The sequence below is a fragment of the Dehalococcoidia bacterium genome, from assembly GCA_041653995.1.
Lineage (GTDB): Bacteria > Chloroflexota > Dehalococcoidia > GIF9 > UBA5629 > CAIMUM01.
In genome coordinates this window covers 198,612-214,865 of record JBAZEK010000001.1, presented here as the reverse complement: position 1 = coordinate 214,865, position 16,254 = coordinate 198,612, and the positions used below count along the sequence as shown (strand labels likewise).

At 51.7% G+C, this 16,254-nt stretch carries 13 protein-coding genes; 3 read left to right on the top strand and 10 right to left on the bottom strand.

What is annotated here, in order from left to right; translation table 11 throughout:
• The first annotated feature begins 184 nt into the window (after nucleotides 1–184).
• Together hypB and hypA are read left to right on the top strand one after the other, a co-directional pair.
• A complete protein-coding gene (gene hypB / locus WC359_01040) occupies nucleotides 185–856 on the top strand; it encodes a hydrogenase nickel incorporation protein HypB (protein ID MFA5399020.1) in 672 nt (223 codons plus the stop codon).
• On the top strand, nucleotides 849–1,190 hold the full coding sequence (gene hypA / locus WC359_01035; protein ID MFA5399019.1) for a hydrogenase maturation nickel metallochaperone HypA: 342 nt from the start codon (nucleotides 849–851) through the stop codon (nucleotides 1,188–1,190). Before hypB ends, hypA begins: the two co-directional genes overlap by 8 nt.
• On the opposite strand, the gene uvrA is transcribed toward hypA, so the two are convergent.
• The 9 genes from uvrA to WC359_00990 all read right to left on the bottom strand — a co-directional run bounded on the left by uvrA (nucleotide 1,168) and on the right by WC359_00990 (nucleotide 13,355).
• On the bottom strand, nucleotides 1,168–4,038 hold the full coding sequence (uvrA, locus tag WC359_01030) for an excinuclease ABC subunit UvrA (protein MFA5399018.1): 2,871 nt from the start codon (nucleotides 4,036–4,038) through the stop codon (nucleotides 1,168–1,170). The genes hypA and uvrA overlap by 23 nt on opposite strands.
• A 119-nt stretch (nucleotides 4,039–4,157) precedes the next feature.
• Nucleotides 4,158–5,408, bottom strand: a complete 1,251-nt coding sequence (locus tag WC359_01025) for an OFA family MFS transporter (GenBank protein ID MFA5399017.1) — start codon at nucleotides 5,406–5,408, stop codon at nucleotides 4,158–4,160.
• Nucleotides 5,409–5,502: 94 nt separating this feature from the next.
• Nucleotides 5,503–7,479 carry an acetate--CoA ligase gene (gene acs, locus WC359_01020; GenBank protein MFA5399016.1) on the bottom strand — a complete coding sequence of 659 codons (1,977 nt, stop codon included), beginning with the start codon at nucleotides 7,477–7,479 and terminating at the stop codon, nucleotides 5,503–5,505.
• Between the two features lie 188 nt (nucleotides 7,480–7,667).
• Nucleotides 7,668–8,756: an AI-2E family transporter gene (locus WC359_01015; GenBank protein MFA5399015.1), complete on the bottom strand. Its 1,089-nt coding sequence runs from the start codon at nucleotides 8,754–8,756 to the stop codon at nucleotides 7,668–7,670.
• Between the two features lie 112 nt (nucleotides 8,757–8,868).
• The gene (locus tag WC359_01010) at nucleotides 8,869–9,081 is read right to left on the bottom strand and encodes a YtxH domain-containing protein (GenBank protein MFA5399014.1); all 213 of its coding nucleotides are present in this window, start codon (nucleotides 9,079–9,081) and stop codon (nucleotides 8,869–8,871) included.
• A 1-nt stretch (nucleotide 9,082) separates the two neighbouring features.
• On the bottom strand, nucleotides 9,083–9,379 hold the full coding sequence (locus WC359_01005; protein MFA5399013.1) for a hypothetical protein: 297 nt from the start codon (nucleotides 9,377–9,379) through the stop codon (nucleotides 9,083–9,085).
• Between the two features lie 33 nt (nucleotides 9,380–9,412).
• On the bottom strand, nucleotides 9,413–11,326 hold the full coding sequence (locus WC359_01000; protein MFA5399012.1) for a GNAT family N-acetyltransferase: 1,914 nt from the start codon (nucleotides 11,324–11,326) through the stop codon (nucleotides 9,413–9,415).
• Between the two features lie 106 nt (nucleotides 11,327–11,432).
• The gene (locus WC359_00995) at nucleotides 11,433–12,077 is read right to left on the bottom strand and encodes a hypothetical protein (protein MFA5399011.1); all 645 of its coding nucleotides are present in this window, start codon (nucleotides 12,075–12,077) and stop codon (nucleotides 11,433–11,435) included.
• A 123-nt stretch (nucleotides 12,078–12,200) separates the two neighbouring features.
• On the bottom strand, nucleotides 12,201–13,355 hold the full coding sequence (locus tag WC359_00990; GenBank protein ID MFA5399010.1) for a trypsin-like peptidase domain-containing protein: 1,155 nt from the start codon (nucleotides 13,353–13,355) through the stop codon (nucleotides 12,201–12,203).
• 197 nt (nucleotides 13,356–13,552) lie between these two features.
• Here WC359_00990 and WC359_00985 point away from each other — a divergent pair, with 197 nt between their 5' ends.
• Nucleotides 13,553–14,242 (top strand): hypothetical protein, encoded by a 690-nt coding sequence (locus tag WC359_00985; GenBank protein ID MFA5399009.1) that lies wholly within the window; start codon nucleotides 13,553–13,555, stop codon nucleotides 14,240–14,242.
• On the opposite strand, the gene WC359_00980 is transcribed toward WC359_00985, so the two are convergent.
• Nucleotides 14,233–16,251, bottom strand: coding sequence for a PAS domain S-box protein (locus WC359_00980; GenBank protein MFA5399008.1), 2,019 nt, complete (start codon nucleotides 16,249–16,251; stop codon nucleotides 14,233–14,235). The two genes, WC359_00985 and WC359_00980, sit on opposite strands and share 10 nt — an antisense overlap.
• Nucleotides 16,252–16,254 lie beyond the last annotated feature (3 nt).

Genomic DNA, 16,254 nt, shown 5'->3' with positions numbered 1-16,254 from the left:
TGTAATACGATAAGCTATTATTATGCGGACTCCGATATCCGGTTAACTGTGGTGTTCTATTATAAGTAAACGGGCGAGCCTATTACAAACGAGTTACCCTGATTTCCTTTGCACACAAACTATCAAAGCTGTATACTTACCCTCGGAGCGCTTCTCAGAATTACTCCAGCTAAGAGGTACTTATATGAAGATCAACGTTATGCAGGATGTGCTGCAAGCCAATGATAGGATAGCCGGAGAGAACAGGCAGCTTTTCAATGAAAACCACAATCTTGTGCTCAACCTGATGAGCTCGCCGGGCGCCGGAAAAACTTCGCTGCTTGAGAAAACAGCAGAGAGAGTCGAGGGCAAACTCAGGCTGGGAGTTATCGTCGGCGACATCGAGACGACGCGGGACGCAGACCGCATCAGCAAATTCAACATCCCCGCCATACAACTGACCACGGGAACCGCCTGCCATCTCGATGCCAACATGGTCGCTTCCGCTCTTCCCCACCTGAAGCTGGATAAAATAGATGTCCTGGTGGTCGAGAACGTGGGAAACCTGGTTTGTCCCGCCGAGTTTATCGTGGGCGAGGATTATAAAATCATGATTTTAAGTGTTACAGAAGGTGATGAAAAGCCCCTCAAGTACCCGCTGATGTTCCGTGAATCGGCTCTGATGCTGATCAATAAAATAGACCTTCTCCAGTACACCAACTTCAGTTTGAAAGAAGCCAGAGCCAATGCCCGCAAGATTAATCCCGGCATCGACATCATTGAGCTATCGTGCACAAACGGCTCCGGACTGGACGAATGGGTATCGTGGCTGACAGCAAAACACCGTAACAAAACCGGCGGGGCCGGCCATGCATGAGATGGGCATCGCCCAGAATATACTGGACATAGCGCTCAGCGCAGCCGGCAAGGAAGGCGCATCGAAGATCACCAGGATCAACCTGGTGGCCGGCGATCTGCGCGGCATCGTACCTTTGCAGCTCACCTTCTGTTTCGGGCTGGTGGCCAAAGACACCATAGCCGGAGGCGCCTATTTGAATATCGACGAAGTGCCCGTCAGCGGACATTGCGACGGCTGCAATGCAGATTTTTCCATCAAGGATTATGAATACGTATGCCCCACATGCGGCAGTACCAAAATCAAGTTAACAGGCGGCACGGAGCTGAGCATTAAAGATATCGAGATCGAGTAGCAGATCCACTGCGCCCGGCCAGCACGTCTTTCAAATAACGCCCTGTAGCGGAAGAATCGATTTTTGCCACCTCCTCAGGCGTACCTGAGGCTATAAGATAACCTCCTTCGTCTCCCGCTCCGGGCCCGAGGTCGATGATATAATCTGCGTTTTTTATCACGTCCATATGGTGTTCTATGATGATCACAGTATTGCCTGCGTCCACCAGCCTTTGAATTACTCTCAGCAGGCAATCGATATCTGCGAAAGAAAGCCCTGTCGTTGGCTCGTCTAAAATATAGAGGGTCCTGCCTGTCGACCGGCGCGATAGCTCCGATGCCAGCTTGACTCTCTGCGCCTCTCCACCTGACAGCGTCGGGGCAGGTTGTCCCAGACGCATATACCCCAGACCGACATCCAACAATGTGGCGAGCTTATTCTTAACTTTGGGGAAGCTGGTAAAAAAGGCAGTAGCTTCCTCGATCGTCATATCGAGCACATCAGCAATATTCTTGCCCTTGAACTGTATCTCGAGCGCCTCCCGGTTATATCGCCTTCCTTTGCATACTTCGCAGGGGACAGTGACATCTGGTAGAAACTGCATTTCAATTTGTATATACCCGTCGCCCTGGCAGGCTTCGCAGCGCCCGCCTCGCACATTAAACGAGAAACGGCCCGGCCCGTAGCCTCGCACGCGCGCTTCCGGTACAGATGAGAAAAGCTCCCTGATGGGAGTGAAGGCGCCGGTATATGTAGCCGGATTGCTACGCGGGGTGCGCCCGATAGGAGACTGATCGATATTTATTACCTTGTCGATACTCTCCACGCCCGTTATCCCTGCGCATTTCCCCGGCTTGTCCCTGGCCTGATAAAAAACCTGGGCCAGCTTCTTGTACAAAATATCGTTCATCAACGTGCTCTTGCCGCTTCCTGAGACGCCGCTGATGCAGACCAGCTTGCCCAGCGGGATCTTAACGTCGATGTTTTTAAGATTATTCTCCCCTGCCTTTCTGATCACCAGGAATTTGCCGGATCCATTCCTGCGCCCGGCCGGCATGGGTATATGCCTGACGCCGCTTAAATACTGACCGGTGATCGATTCACGGGTATTCATCACATCCTGAATACCGCCGGTCGCAACGATGCGGCCTCCGTGCTCGCCCGCGCCCGGGCCCAGATCAACAATGAAATCGGCCGCCCTCATCATACTTTCGTCATGCTCGACACTGATGACGGTATTGCCCAGGTCACGAAGCTTACTAAGCGTACTAATCAGCCTGTGTATATCGGCAGGATGCAGGCCGATGGTCGGTTCATCACAGATATATAAAACGCCCATCAATCCGCTTCCTATCATGGTTGCCAGCCTGATCCTCTGCGTTTCTCCCCCGCTTAAAGTGGCCGAGGCCCTGTCTAAAGTCAGGTATCCAAGGCCGATATCCCTGAGAAAACCCAGACGGGCATTAATCTCCTTTATTATTTGCCCCGCGATCATTTTCTCATTGGAGGTCAGTATTTGCCTGCCGTCACGGCTGCCTGTGATGGATTGTATCCATACGCTTGCATCAACTGCCGATAGGGCCGTGACATCCATAATATTTTTCCCATCGATCCTGACCGCCAGCGATTCCGGTTTCAACTTTTTCCCCTCGCAAACCTGACAGGGCGACGCCGACATATACCTCTCGATCTCTGCGCGCCTGTTTTCGGACTCCGTCTCTCTGTGCAGACGTTGCAGGTTTGGTATAACGCCCTCAAAACCGACCGCATACTCGCGCACTTTGCCAAAACGATAACGGTGCCTGTGCCGGTCAGGATGTTCTCCATACAGCACCAGATTCAGTTGTTCCTTGCTGAGCTTGCTCACAGGTACACGCAGCGAGAAATCGTATTGCCCAGCTACCTCTTCGAGCTGGCTGATATACCATGAGTAGGTAGCCCACGGCCTGATGGCGCCCTCGGCGATCGTCAGTTCCCGGTTGGGTATAACCAGATCGGGATCGATCTCAAGCTTGATGCCCAGGCCGGTACAGGCCGGGCAGGCGCCATGAGGACTGTTGAAGCTGAATGTGCGTGGAGCGATCTCGCCCAAGCTGATCCCGCAATTTACGCAGGCAAAATGCTCCGAAAAGAGCATCTCCTCTCCCTCGGCAACAGACACCAGCACCACACCTCCCCCCAGCTTGAGCGCGGTCTCAACTGAATCGGCTATACGCGCCCGGTTGCTTTCATCACCTGTTACAATACGGTCCACTACGGCTTCCACCGTGTGTTTCTTGTTTTTATCCAGCTGTATGGATTCGGAGAGGTCGCGCACGTATCCATCGATCCTGACACGTACAAATCCTGCCTTCTTCAGATCGTCGAATATCTGCAGGTGTTCACCTTTTCTGTCCCTGATCAACGGCGCCAGTACTATTATGCGAGTATCAGGCTTGATCTGGAGTACCGAATCCACGATTTGTTGTACCGTCTGGCGGGATATCTCCCGGCCGCATTGGGGACAGTGCGGCCTTCCTACCCTGGCAAACAGCAGGCGCAGGTAGTCGTAAACCTCGGTCACAGTTCCTACGATGGAGCGCGGATTATGAGACGGCCCCTTCTGATCGATCGATATAGCAGGGCTCAGGCCTTCGATATAGTCGACATCGGGTTTGTCCATACGTCCCAGAAACTGCCGGGCATATGCCGAAAGAGATTCGATATAACGCCGCTGCCCCTCGGCATAGATGGTATCGAATGCCAGCGAGCTCTTGCCTGAACCAGAGACGCCTGTAATGACAACCAGTTTATCCCTCGGGATAGTAACGTCAATGTTCTTGAGATTGTGTTCCCGAGCGCCCCTGACTTCAATTGCATCAGTAGACATATTTTTTACCGCAGAGAATAATTTTAGCACCTGCAGGAGGGGTATAGAAACAAACACAAGTGGGCGGCAGGTATTATGCCCGCCGCCCACTTAAATCTTTAATTGCAGAGGTATCTCAGCTAACTGATTTTCTTCGGTGGTTTCATCAGGAAGAAGGCAATGAAAAGACCCGCAAAGGCCAGTACACCGACCGGAATAAAGGCCCTCAGATATGAGCCAAACAGGTCGCTGGCAAAACCGGAAATGAAATTGGCCAGAATGGCGCCTATGCCATAGGCCAGTAGCATAATGCCATAATTCCTGGCATTAAATTTAATACCGAAGAAGGTGGCCGTAGAGGTTGGCGCAATTGCCAGCCAACCACCCAGGCACAGCCAGAACCCGGCGAAACAGATCACATAGAGGGTCGTGGTACCCGGACCGGCAAACATCATTCCGATAGACGCCAGAAGGATAATTACAAAAGACAGGATTGCCGCATATCTCGGCGTTATCCTGTCCGTTATCCAACCGAACAGTGGCCTGCCTCCACCATTGAATATGGCAAACACAGAGACCAAAATTGCCGCAACTGCAGAGTCAAGTTTTATGATTCCCGTTGCGACGGGACTGGAGATGCTGATGGCCATCAAGCCTGCCAGGGAACCTATAGTAAAACAGATAAAAAGTCCCCAAAATGAGGATGTCTTTGTCATTTGGGAACTATCATAATCAGCAGAAGCAACCGCAGCACCTGCTTTAGGAGTCCATCCGGAAGGTTTCCAATCCGCTACAGGGAACTTCAAAGGGATGGACAGCAAGATAATTAATAACAGAAATGCGATGCCGAGATAAAGGAACGTGGGTAAAACGGTTACTGAATCAATGAGCGCTTTTGCGACATAGGCGCTGACGAAAGGTGATCCGCCAAAACCGGCCACAGTTAAACCTACCGCCAGACCTTTTTTATCGGGGAACCACCTGGTAGCAACCTGAATAGGGCCGCTGTAGGCCAGGCCGACGCCCGATCCCGCGATAACTCCATACGTAATAATCAGTGTCCAGATGCTTGGTATCATCGATGGTAGAATACCTGATAGTATCCATCCCAGTCCGACGATGACGCCGCCAATAATGCCCAGCTTCCTGGGTCCGACTTTTTCCAGCAACCTGCCGCTAAACGGGAAAATACCGGCGAAAAAGGCGAGGAATACCATAAAGGGTAATCCGCTATCAAATGCTCCGATATTGAACAGGTTTCTGACAGGGACATTAAATACACTATATGCGTAAACACTGCCAAGGCAAAGATTGATGATGAAACCTAATACAACGAAGATCCACCTGCCCTTCTCAGCAGGCATCCCGAAAACTCTCGCTTCTTCAGCCATTTTGTACCTTCTCCTCCTGAAAATTTAGATGATATTACTCTGTTTTTGTAGATAAAAAAACGGCGCTGCTTTGCGGGCAGCGCCGTTTTCTCCTTTATACCCTGTTCTTAACCAGGTCGTCCACGACGCTGGGATCAGCCAGCGTGGTGGTATCACCCAGGTTGGATACGTCATTGGCAGCGATCTTGGTCAGGATCCTGCGCATGATCTTGCCGCTGCGGGTTTTGGGCAGACTGTCGGCCCACTGTATCTTGTCGGGAGTCGCGATAGGTCCTATCTCCTTGCGGACATGTGTAACCAGCTCTTTCTTGAGCTCGTCCGATTTCTGCTGGCCCGTCTTTAAGGTCACATAGGCGTAAATGCCCTGGCCCTTAATATCGTGGGGCATACCGACTACAGCAGCCTCCGCGACCTTGGGATGTGAGACGAGTGCGCTCTCGACCTCAGCCGTTCCGATCCTGTGGCCGGACACGTTGATGACATCGTCGATGCGGCCCATCAACCAGAAGTAACCGTCCTCATCCACCCTGGCGCCATCGCCAGTGGTGTATACTCCGGGATTCTGGATGAAGTACGTATTCTTGAACCTCTCCGGATCACCATAAACACCGCGCATGAGGCCGGGCCACGGCTTCTCGATGATAAGCGAACCGCCTTCGTTAACGCCGGCCTGCGAGCGGTCCTCGCGGATGACCTTGGCCGCCACGCCAGGGAAGGGTAATGTAGCAGATCCCGGTTTGATCGGCCAGGCGCCGGGCAGCGGGGTGATGAGTATGCCGCCGGTCTCCGTCTGCCACCATGTATCAACAATGGGGCAGCGTCCGCCGCCGATAACATTGTAGTACCATATCCAGGCCTCGGGATTGATCGGCTCGCCGACCGTGCCGAGCAGCCTTAAAGAGCTCAGGTCGTGCTTTTTGACCCAGTCATCGCCATCTTTCATTATGGCGCGGAGAGCCGTGGGCGCGGTATAGAGGGTATTGACCTTATATTTCTCGATAATGTCCCAGAACCTGTCCGGCTTGGGGTAGTTGGGCACGCCCTCGAACATCAGGCTGGTGGCGCCCATACCCAGGGGACCGTAGACAATGTAGCTGTGACCGGTAACCCATCCGATATCGGCTGTGCACCAGAAGGTATCCTCGTCCTTATAGTCGAATATCCACTGGAAGGTCCTCATAACATACAGCAGATAGCCGGCCGTGGTATGCAGCACACCCTTGGGCTTGCCGGTGCTGCCGCTGGTGTAGAGAATGAAGAGGGGATCTTCGGAATCCATTTTCTCGGGCTCGCAAACGGCGCCGACAGTGGCAAGCTCCTCATCCCAGAAGTAATCGCGCCCGGAAACCATGGGGGCATTATTGTTGGCGCGCTTTACAACGATCACGTCCTTCACCAGGGGGCATGACTGCAGCGCCTGGTCGGCGTTGGCCTTGCTCTGAACGACCTTGCCGCCGCGGTAATAGCCATCGGCGCAGATGAGAAGGGTCGATTTGCAGTCCAGCATCCTGTCCTTAAGCGCATCGGCGCTGAATCCGCCGAATACAATGCTGTGGATGGCGCCGATCCTGGTGCAGGCCAGCATGGCGAACGCCAACTCGGGGATCATAGGCAGGTATATGGAAACGCGGTCGCCCTTCTTAACACCGTGCTTTTTCAGCACGTTGGCGAACTTACTGACCTCGTAATGGACCTGCTGGTAAGTGAAAGTGCGGGAATCTCCGATATCGCCTTCCCAGATAAGTGCAGCCTTGTTTTTCTTGGCGGTGGTGAGATGCCTGTCCAGGCAGTTGTAGGATACGTTGAGTTTGCCGCCCACAAACCACTCATGTCTGGCATTTTTAAAGTCGTTGACCATCACCTTGTCCCATTTCTTGTACCAGGTGATCAAGTCAGCCTGCTCACCCCAGAAGCCGTCGGGGTCTTCGATCGATCGTTTGTAGATCTTCTTGTACTCCGCCAGGCTTTTGATGTAAGCGTTCTTGGTGAATTCTTTGGAGGGCGGGAACTTCCTGTTCTCCACCGACATAGAGGTGATTGTCGACTTTTTCTCTTCAGGTTTGTCTGCCATAGCTTGCTTTGCTGATCCTCCTTGTATTAATTTCTATAGCATTTTATATTGAACCCATACTATATGCTTAAGGGATATCCGGCTATGTGCCTGCCCAGAGCTAAGGATATATTGAGAACAGCGGTTCATGGACTTGGCACAACCAAACTCGAATGATACATTATGGAATTTTGACTGTCAAGCTCAGATCAGGTTTCCAGCTTCTCGCTGACCTGCTCAACGCGGAAGTACTTGATAATCTCCCATATGGTGGCGCCTACCGGCAGGGCTAGAATCATACCCCAGAATCCTGCGACATACCCACCTACAACAAGCAGCACCATGATGACGGCAGGATGCATTTGCATATACTTTCCCTGTATCCAGTTAACGAATATAGTATTTAGCAACATTTGCGCAATGAGAAAAACCAACAATGCCCAGATCACGAGATGAGGCTGCAGGGCCAGCACGATTATCAGAAGGACCAGCCCCGAAATGACCGGACCGATGATGGGAATGAACTGCGTTAAAGAAGTTAATGCGGCCAGTGCCGCAGCATGTTCCACTTGTAGAATGGCCAGGCCTATAAATACCATCACACCGACTATTATGCTTAATACTAAGGTAGATCGGATATAGCGGCCCATAACATTCCCTATAATGCTGAGTATATCGCCCGTGCGCCGTGCGGCGCTCGACGGTACGGCATCGAAGAAAAATTTCTGGAATGACTCGTAATCCATAAGCAAAAAGAAAAGGAAAAAAGGCAGTATAAAAAACCCCATTACGGTGGGCATTGAGGCAGGTATAACAGCCATGCTGCCCACCACAAAATCCTGCAAGAATTTTCCTGCGGCAGGCCCCAGTTGGGATAACCAGTTTTCAAACCTCTCTGCTATCTGCTGGGGCAGTCCTCCCCTGAACGCCTTAAACCACTCACTGAACTGATCCAGCCCCTGCTGTAAATACAGAGGAGCTTTATCCACCATAACCGTTGAAGCCGCCACCAGCGCAGAACCTATATATGCAATGAAAAAAAACATTACTGCGGTAAACAGAATGAACACGACAATAATTGAAACAACCCTTCGGGCCCTGGCGGCCTTTTTCCGGGGCGGTAAAACGCGTTCCAGCCACTGCACCAGCGGTATTAAAAGGTAGGCCATGAGTATGCCTATCAGAAACGGGATCAGCACGGCCAGGGATATCCATATCAGCCACAGCGCCAGCGCAATGGCAACAAGTATGAGAACGGGACGCCAATACTTTTTAAACGGGCTGCTTTCCGTCGTCAAATAGTTTCCTCCTGTGACCTATTGTCGTGCTTTTTCACACGTTAATGTGAGAATATGCCCTGTTCGGACATTTTGTTAAGTGTCTGTTAAGAACACATTCAGGAAGATATCTTTATCCCTCTTCCCTGGCTATACGGCTTTGCACTGCGTCTTTAACTTTACCGGCCACACCGGAAGCCTCGTGTCTCAAGGAAGCAACTTTCTCCTTTACTATCTGGCGAGTCTCGGAGCCGCTTTTCGGCGCATACATAAATCCCACGACTACACCGATCAATGCACCTACCAGTAATCCCGTGAAAAAACCTGCTCCGCTGTCTCTATCCATGCTATTCCTCCTTCTTTTTAAAAAGATTGACTACTAGATTGATGCCCTGCGCTATACCCTGTACAGCGCTGCCCAGCTGCACGACAGGGCTGATAACTTCGTCCCTGGTATAATCGACTACGTTGCCGACTTTATTTACGACTATATCGGCAGACTCCATTACGGAATCAGCAGACTTCATCAACGGGACTAGCTTCCTGTATAGCAGTATGATAATGATGCAAATGAACACCACAGCGATCGTGGCGATGCCGGCCCAGACAACGATCGCCAGGTCGCGCCACCAGGATAGTTCCATAAAACTGCCCTCCATAGCTTTTTATTGATATCATCACAGTTCAAGGCTGAGATAGTAGAGGCCCGAACCGCTGCTCGTCACTTTAAAACCAGCCTTCTCGAATACTGTCAGCATGGGTTTGTTCTCATATAGCACTTCGGCTACGAAGGCCAGCAGCCCGTTTCTTTTACCCAGATATATCAGGTAATTCAGCAACTCTGTGCCTATCCCCTGCCTCTGGTCCTTATCACGCACCGCAAAGGCTACCTCGGCGCTGTGCATATCCTGTCCGATACCATATTGACCGATGCCCACAACCTCTTCATTATCCTCTGTCCCCCTGGTCGCCAGGATGACCATCTCCTGCGTATAGTCGATGATTACGAATTCCTGCAGCCGTTCATGCGGCATGTCCTTCCTGCTCGAGATAAAGCGGCGGTAGAGGCTCTGATCGGACAATGAGTAAAAGAAGTCCTTGATCAGAGGTTCGTCACTGATTTTGACCGGCCTGAAAAGCAACTGCAGCCCGGAGCTGGTTGTCCTGGCTGTCTCCAGCGATTCCGGATATTCCCCGCGCTTGCCCGGGACGAATGCCTGGTCTTTATAGATCAGGTTGAGCTTCTTGGCTTCTTCAATCAACCACGACCTGAATTTTGGGTGCGCTATTGCTATCAGCTCCATGGCTCTCTCACGTATGTTTTTACCGTGCAGATACGCTATGCCATACTCGGAAACCACATAATGGATATCGCCCCTTATCATGGTCACACCGCATCCCTCGCTGAGAAAGGGTACGATCCTGGAGACCGACTCATCCTGGACTGTGGACTGGATGGTGAGTATAGTCCTGCCGTTCCTCGAGAGGATCGCTCCCCGCATAAAGTCAGCCTGCCCTCCAACACCACTGTAGAAGGTCTTGCCGATCGATTCCGCAGTGGCCTGGCCGGTCAGGTCGATCTCAAGCGCGCTGTTGATGGCCACCATATTATCGTGCCGGGCGATGACAAGCGGGTCGTTGGTGTATTCAATCGTGCGAAACTCAATGGATGGATTATCATCGATAAAGTCGTAAGTAGATCTTTTACCCATGCAAAAGGTTGCCACCGTCTTCCCACGGTCGTATTTCTTCCTTGAATTATCTATGGCTCCCAGCTTGATCAGTTCAACTATACCGTCCGACATCAGTTCCGTATGCACACCCAGATGTTTCTTATTGGACAGGCTGCCGAGGATGGAATTGAGCCTGCTGCCGTAGCCAACCTGAATAGTATCGCCGTCCTGGACCAGGCGCGATACGTAGTTGCCTATCTTTGCAGCAAGCTCGTCGTCCACAGGGGGATCAAATTCAAGTACAGTTTCGTCGCAGGGTAATACGTAATCGACACGGTCTATATGAAGAAATCCATCGCCCTGCACCCTGGGCATATTGGCATTCACCTGGGCGATTACCAGGTGAGCTTGCTCCACGGCTTCCGCAACGATATCCACGCTGATGCCCAGACTCAAATATCCGTGCCGGTCCGGCAACGAGGTCTGGATTAAAGCCACGTCGATGGGCACGACCCCCCGCCGGAAAAGCTGTGGCACCTGAGAGAGAAAGATGGGTGTATAATCAGCCAGACCCTGGTTGACCGCCCCACGGGTATTATCGCCGATAAAGAACGAGTTATGCCTGAAATTCGACTTGAATTTTTCCTGTGTGTAGGCGGCCACGCCAAGAGTCCACACCTGCAGAACCTCCGCATCGAAAAAGGCCTTGGGGTTGGATTCTACGTAGTCGACCAGGGCGTTGACTAGGTACTGAGGTTCAGCGCAGGCCGTGCCGATGAAAATACGGCCGCCTTTGTGTATCTTGCTGAAGGCCTCTTTTTCTCCCGCGAATTTTTCAGGATATTTCTTCCTGAATTCATCCAGCGCGGGATTTCCATCCTGGTCTCCCATTTTAGCCTCCGCTTCAATTCGTCCCATCAGTGCACGCTACAAACAAATTGTATCATAATTTAATAGGTGCAAATAAAGAAGGCGCTCCTGTTCAGGAGCGCCTTCTTCGCCATTTTTAATTCAGCTTCATTTGTTATTTGAGAATTAGTGTTGAACCTATCTCTTTGTAGAGATCCATGTGCTTGGGATCGGTGCCTGCCATGACCATGATGGCATTGCCATCTTTCAGGACACCGGTTATGGTGGCCTTGGCCATACCGAAAGCGGCAGACAGCTGGATTACATCTGCTTCCGTGCCATCGGCCAGAGTAATTTTGGTTTCGCTATCGATGCTGGGAGTGAAAGCAGCGCCGCTGAGTTTAATCAGATCAGCGAGGAAAACATTGGCAGTGCTCTTGAATTCAGTGGCCGGCCGAACTGCGACATAGAGAAGATCTTTACCTTCTCCCTTTGCATAGAAAACACCACCCTGCAATTTGACTTCCCCGGCCGTCCATCCCTCAGGATATGCTACCGAGAAGTTGTATGTGGGATCTTCATATTTCACGGATTTATAAGATGTCTCTTTCTCCACCACTGCGGGCGCTGCCGGAGTCGCAGGTGTCTCGGGTGGGGCTGCCGGGGTCTCAGGTGCCTCGGGTGGGGCTGCCGGAGTTTCCGGCGCTGCGGGCGGGGCTGCCGGGGTCTCCGGCGCAGCTGCCGGTGCGCATCCCATGGCCACAACTGCCATTACGAGCACCAAGATGGAAACGATGACTAATGACTTGTTCTTTAACACTTCCTGGACTACCTCCTTAAACAATAATATTTTGGTTGGTACTACAGCCTCTGAATTAGCTGCGCGTGTGTAAAAATACAACAAACCCTTTGCTAAGTCAAGTATTAAGAGCCTGTCCCTATACTAATACAACCTAAGCAATGTATCTATTTCCTGATTGCAATTGTCCACGATACCAGCCCTTTTTATCTTTATCTGGCCATAAGCGTCGATAAAATAGACGGCCGGCAAACCGGCTGGCCTGTACAGGTCGGCCACCTGCCCTTCAGGATCCGACAGTACCCTGCATTTTATCCGGTTAACCGCAGCCCATTCCCTGACCACCGCATCGCTCTCACCGCTGACAATCACCAGTACTTCCAGCTGTTCCCGCGGCCAGGCATCATATATTTGCAGGACACATTGCATCAACTGTGAACAGCCGGGACATGTACTGCCCGCAAACACCAGCAGCACCTTTCTACCTTTGCAAGCAGCGATCGAAACCTGTTCGCCGTCCGGCCCCGAAAGAGAGAAGGCGGGGGCTTTGCATCCCACGTTGGGACAGGCGCGGGAGCTCGGGATCTGCTCCACAGTCGGCATACCGGTATCGCTCGCCTCGGCCTTGTCCAACCCATACACTAAATCCATCAACTCTATAGCCTCCTCTGCGGCCGTGGCAAAGGTCGTGCAGCCTGCGCTGACGCTGGTGTATTTCCCATTCACAACACCTATGACCTCTCCAAATCTGTTGATCATAGGTCCACCACTACTCCCCGGATATACCTGTGCGCTGGACTGGATAAAACCGACCGATTCTATCTTCGGAAAAGCGCAGACGATCCCTTCAGACAGGGTCGGCGATATCGAATCTGCATAGGCCGGATAACCCGCGATTGTAACAGCGTCGCCGATCTGAAGACCGTCCGACTCAGCGGAGCTACCCAGATTGGCATATATGAACTCCCCTGTTCCGCCGGTAATCATGACAAGGGCCAGGTCTTTCGATTGGTCGGCAGCAAGCACACTTCCTTCGCACACTACTCCGTTGCTTAACATCACATAAACCGTTTTCTCGTCTCCGACCACGTGCCGGCTCGTCAGAGCACAACCTGCATTATTAACTATCACGCCTGAGCCCATCTTATCACCGGCCATAATTTTAACCACGGCAGGATAAAGCCTGCGGGCGCTGTCAGCGCCCGGCGATGACCTGCAAGATGCAGTGCCGGCACAGACGATTAATAACCCTGCTGCAACGGTTATTATCAGCCTGCTGCTTATGCTACACAGGTTCATAACTCACCATATTATCATACACCGGTTATCATAAACCGGTTTTACCTTCCCTGCCTGCATATAACTTCATGCCTGCCTCATGAGAGGTTTTATCTGCAGGGGCGAACCTATTATAATAGATGTACGATTCAGTATATTTTTAATCGTCATACATCGATAGCGTATCGGCAAAGAATTCAGGATTAACCGGAATAGAGATGGGTTTTAGAATTGTAATCGCCGACAGCAATGCCAAATTCATGAGTATGCTGGGACGAGCCCTGCTGGACTCGGACTACAGCCTGTACCCCGCCGAGTCCAGAGAAACGGCCCTGCAGCAGATCACGCAATATGATATAGATGCCTGCATAATAGACGTTGATCTGCCGGGCGGCATTGAGGAAGTCCTGCAGGCATGCATGAACAAGTCAAAACCAATCGTGGCCATGGGGGCCGCCACTCTTAAAGAAACCGGAAAACTGGTGGAGATTATGTACTATGGTATTCCCTACGTTAAGAAATTTAACGCTGAAGGCGAAGCCAAGCTGGATCACATTATTGCCAGAATGAATATTCTTCTGAGGACCCTGCTGATCTTCAGTAAGGACAGCGAATATCAACGCGGTGTTACTGCCGGGCTCGAGAGCAAGGGTTATAAGGTTTTTACTACCGAGACGTCCGAAGATTTACTGCATACATTCCTGCTCAGCGAACCGAAGGCCGTGCTGGTGTATTTCCCCACCGCCGAGGAGATTGAAGAGCTCAAGAAGATCCGTAAACTGGACAATCATCTGCCTATTGCTGTTGTTTTGAACAATTTGCCGTCAGAGGCAATAGACGTTTTCCAGGACAAATCCACCAAGATACTTTCCCAGGAAGAAGTATCCGATTACCTCGACTATCTCTGACCGGCCAAACCGTTATAGATACCCAGCGGGACACTGAGGTCGACTGTCGTGCCCTCCCCCGGTTTAGATTGGATTACCAGAGTCCCCCCCAATAACGAGACTCTCTCGTTCATACCGACCAGGCCAAGTTTTCCGCTGCTGGACAGGTCTCCAACAGCATCGGGCAGGCGAAATCCTTTGCCATTGTCTTTTATAGCAACTGTCAGCTGCGAATCCGCGAATTCGAGCCTGACATCGGCTTTTGTAGCTGCGGCGTGCTTGCCGATATTATTGAGCGCCTCCTGTATGATCCTGAATAATATCAGTTCCATCTCCGGCAGCAGCCTCTGCTCCTTGCCGTTTATCTTCAGCGAGATGTCTATCCCGCTGTCCTCTGCTTTCTGTTTAATCAGCCACTGAACAGCGGGCAATAGCCCCAGATCATCGATGATCGATGGTCGCAGGTCCTGGCTGAACCGTCTTATACCCTGCAGGGTAACGCCGATCCTCTGTCGGATATCTTGCAGGGCTATTCTCTGCTGCTGTGAGAGGCCCACATTATCGCGAATAAAATTATCCATCTGCCTGGAGATGGCGAAAAGCGCCTGCGCCGTATCATCATGCAGCTCTCGCGAGATCCTCTTGCGTTCCTCTTCCTGGGCCCTGGTGATCTGGTTAAGATAATAACGCAGATTGTTCTGCATACGCCTCTCTTCGGATACGTCCCGCGCAATATGCTGAAAGCCCACCGGTTTGTCATCGACGGTCATCAGTATGGTGGTCAGCGTCAGGGTTCTGGTAATCCCGTCCTTGGTGATCGTCTGTTGCTCGTAAGGCTGGTTAAAAGGTTCTCCCTTGAGCAGTTTCTTAGCTACTTCCCGACCCAGCTTGAGCATCCCCTCGTCCATGAACTCCTTGACGTTCCTGCCTGTTAGTTTGTCAAGCGGGTAGCCCGAGATCATCAGTGTAGCGCGGTTACCCGCCAGAATTTTCCCATACAGATCCTGGAACCAGATTGCATCGTGGGCGTTTTCGAAAAGGTTGCGGTAATCTCTGGCCGATTTATATAGCTGATCCGCGATTTCCCTGGCCTCAGCGTACAGCTTGGCATTGGTCAGAGCCGATGCTATCTGACCGGCTATGGTACTGAGCAGATCGATCTCGTCCGGCAGGAAAGTCCTCGGGCGCCGCATGCCTACGCAAAGTGTTCCTATCACCTCTCCTTTGGATTTCATCGGTACTATAAGCATCGGGTGGATTTTATTACGTATCACCGCCGAACGCGTCAACCTGGGATCGCTCGATGCGTCCTGCACTAGCATAACCTCGCCCGTGGCTGCGACTTCGCCGTTGAATCCTTCCCCGATCTTTACATGATCGAGCTCCGCCGCGCTCTCGGATGAAATCCCTTCATAGGCTGTCAGTATCATGTCATTCTGTCTCGGTTCGATGGTATAGACCAGGATAACTTCGACTTCCATGACCTCACCCACCATCTCAACGGCAGTCTCAATAACCTTGGCGGGTTCGAGGTACTGGCTGAGGGCGTTGGAGATAGTATTTAATGTCGCCAGCCTCCTGGCGTTGGCGCGAGCTTCTCGTATCCTGGCCTGCAGTTGCTCCTGCGTATTCTCCAGTGCCGTCACCGCCTTCTTGTAACGTCTATCATCGTTTTCCTTGATGCGGGTCCAGTAGACAAAGACCAGGCCGGCAATTGTAACCAGTGCTACTTCGAGCAGGGCGTCGCTGCGGTTGGTAGAAAAAAACAGCGCCTGCGGCAGCATCACCGCCAGTGAGGCGCCGATGACTATCAGCGTGGGCAGTATACCGAATACGAACGCAGTATAGAGAGCGATCAGAAGAAAGAGGTTGCGTTCGATCGTATGGCGGCTCAGATTGAAAAGGTAGAAGTCCGACCGCAAACCGCCCTGCCATATGACATCGCGGTACAGAAATAACGTGATGACACCGAACAGGGCGAGAATAATCCAGAAATGGTAACTCGACCAGATTTTATGCGGAAATCTCATGTC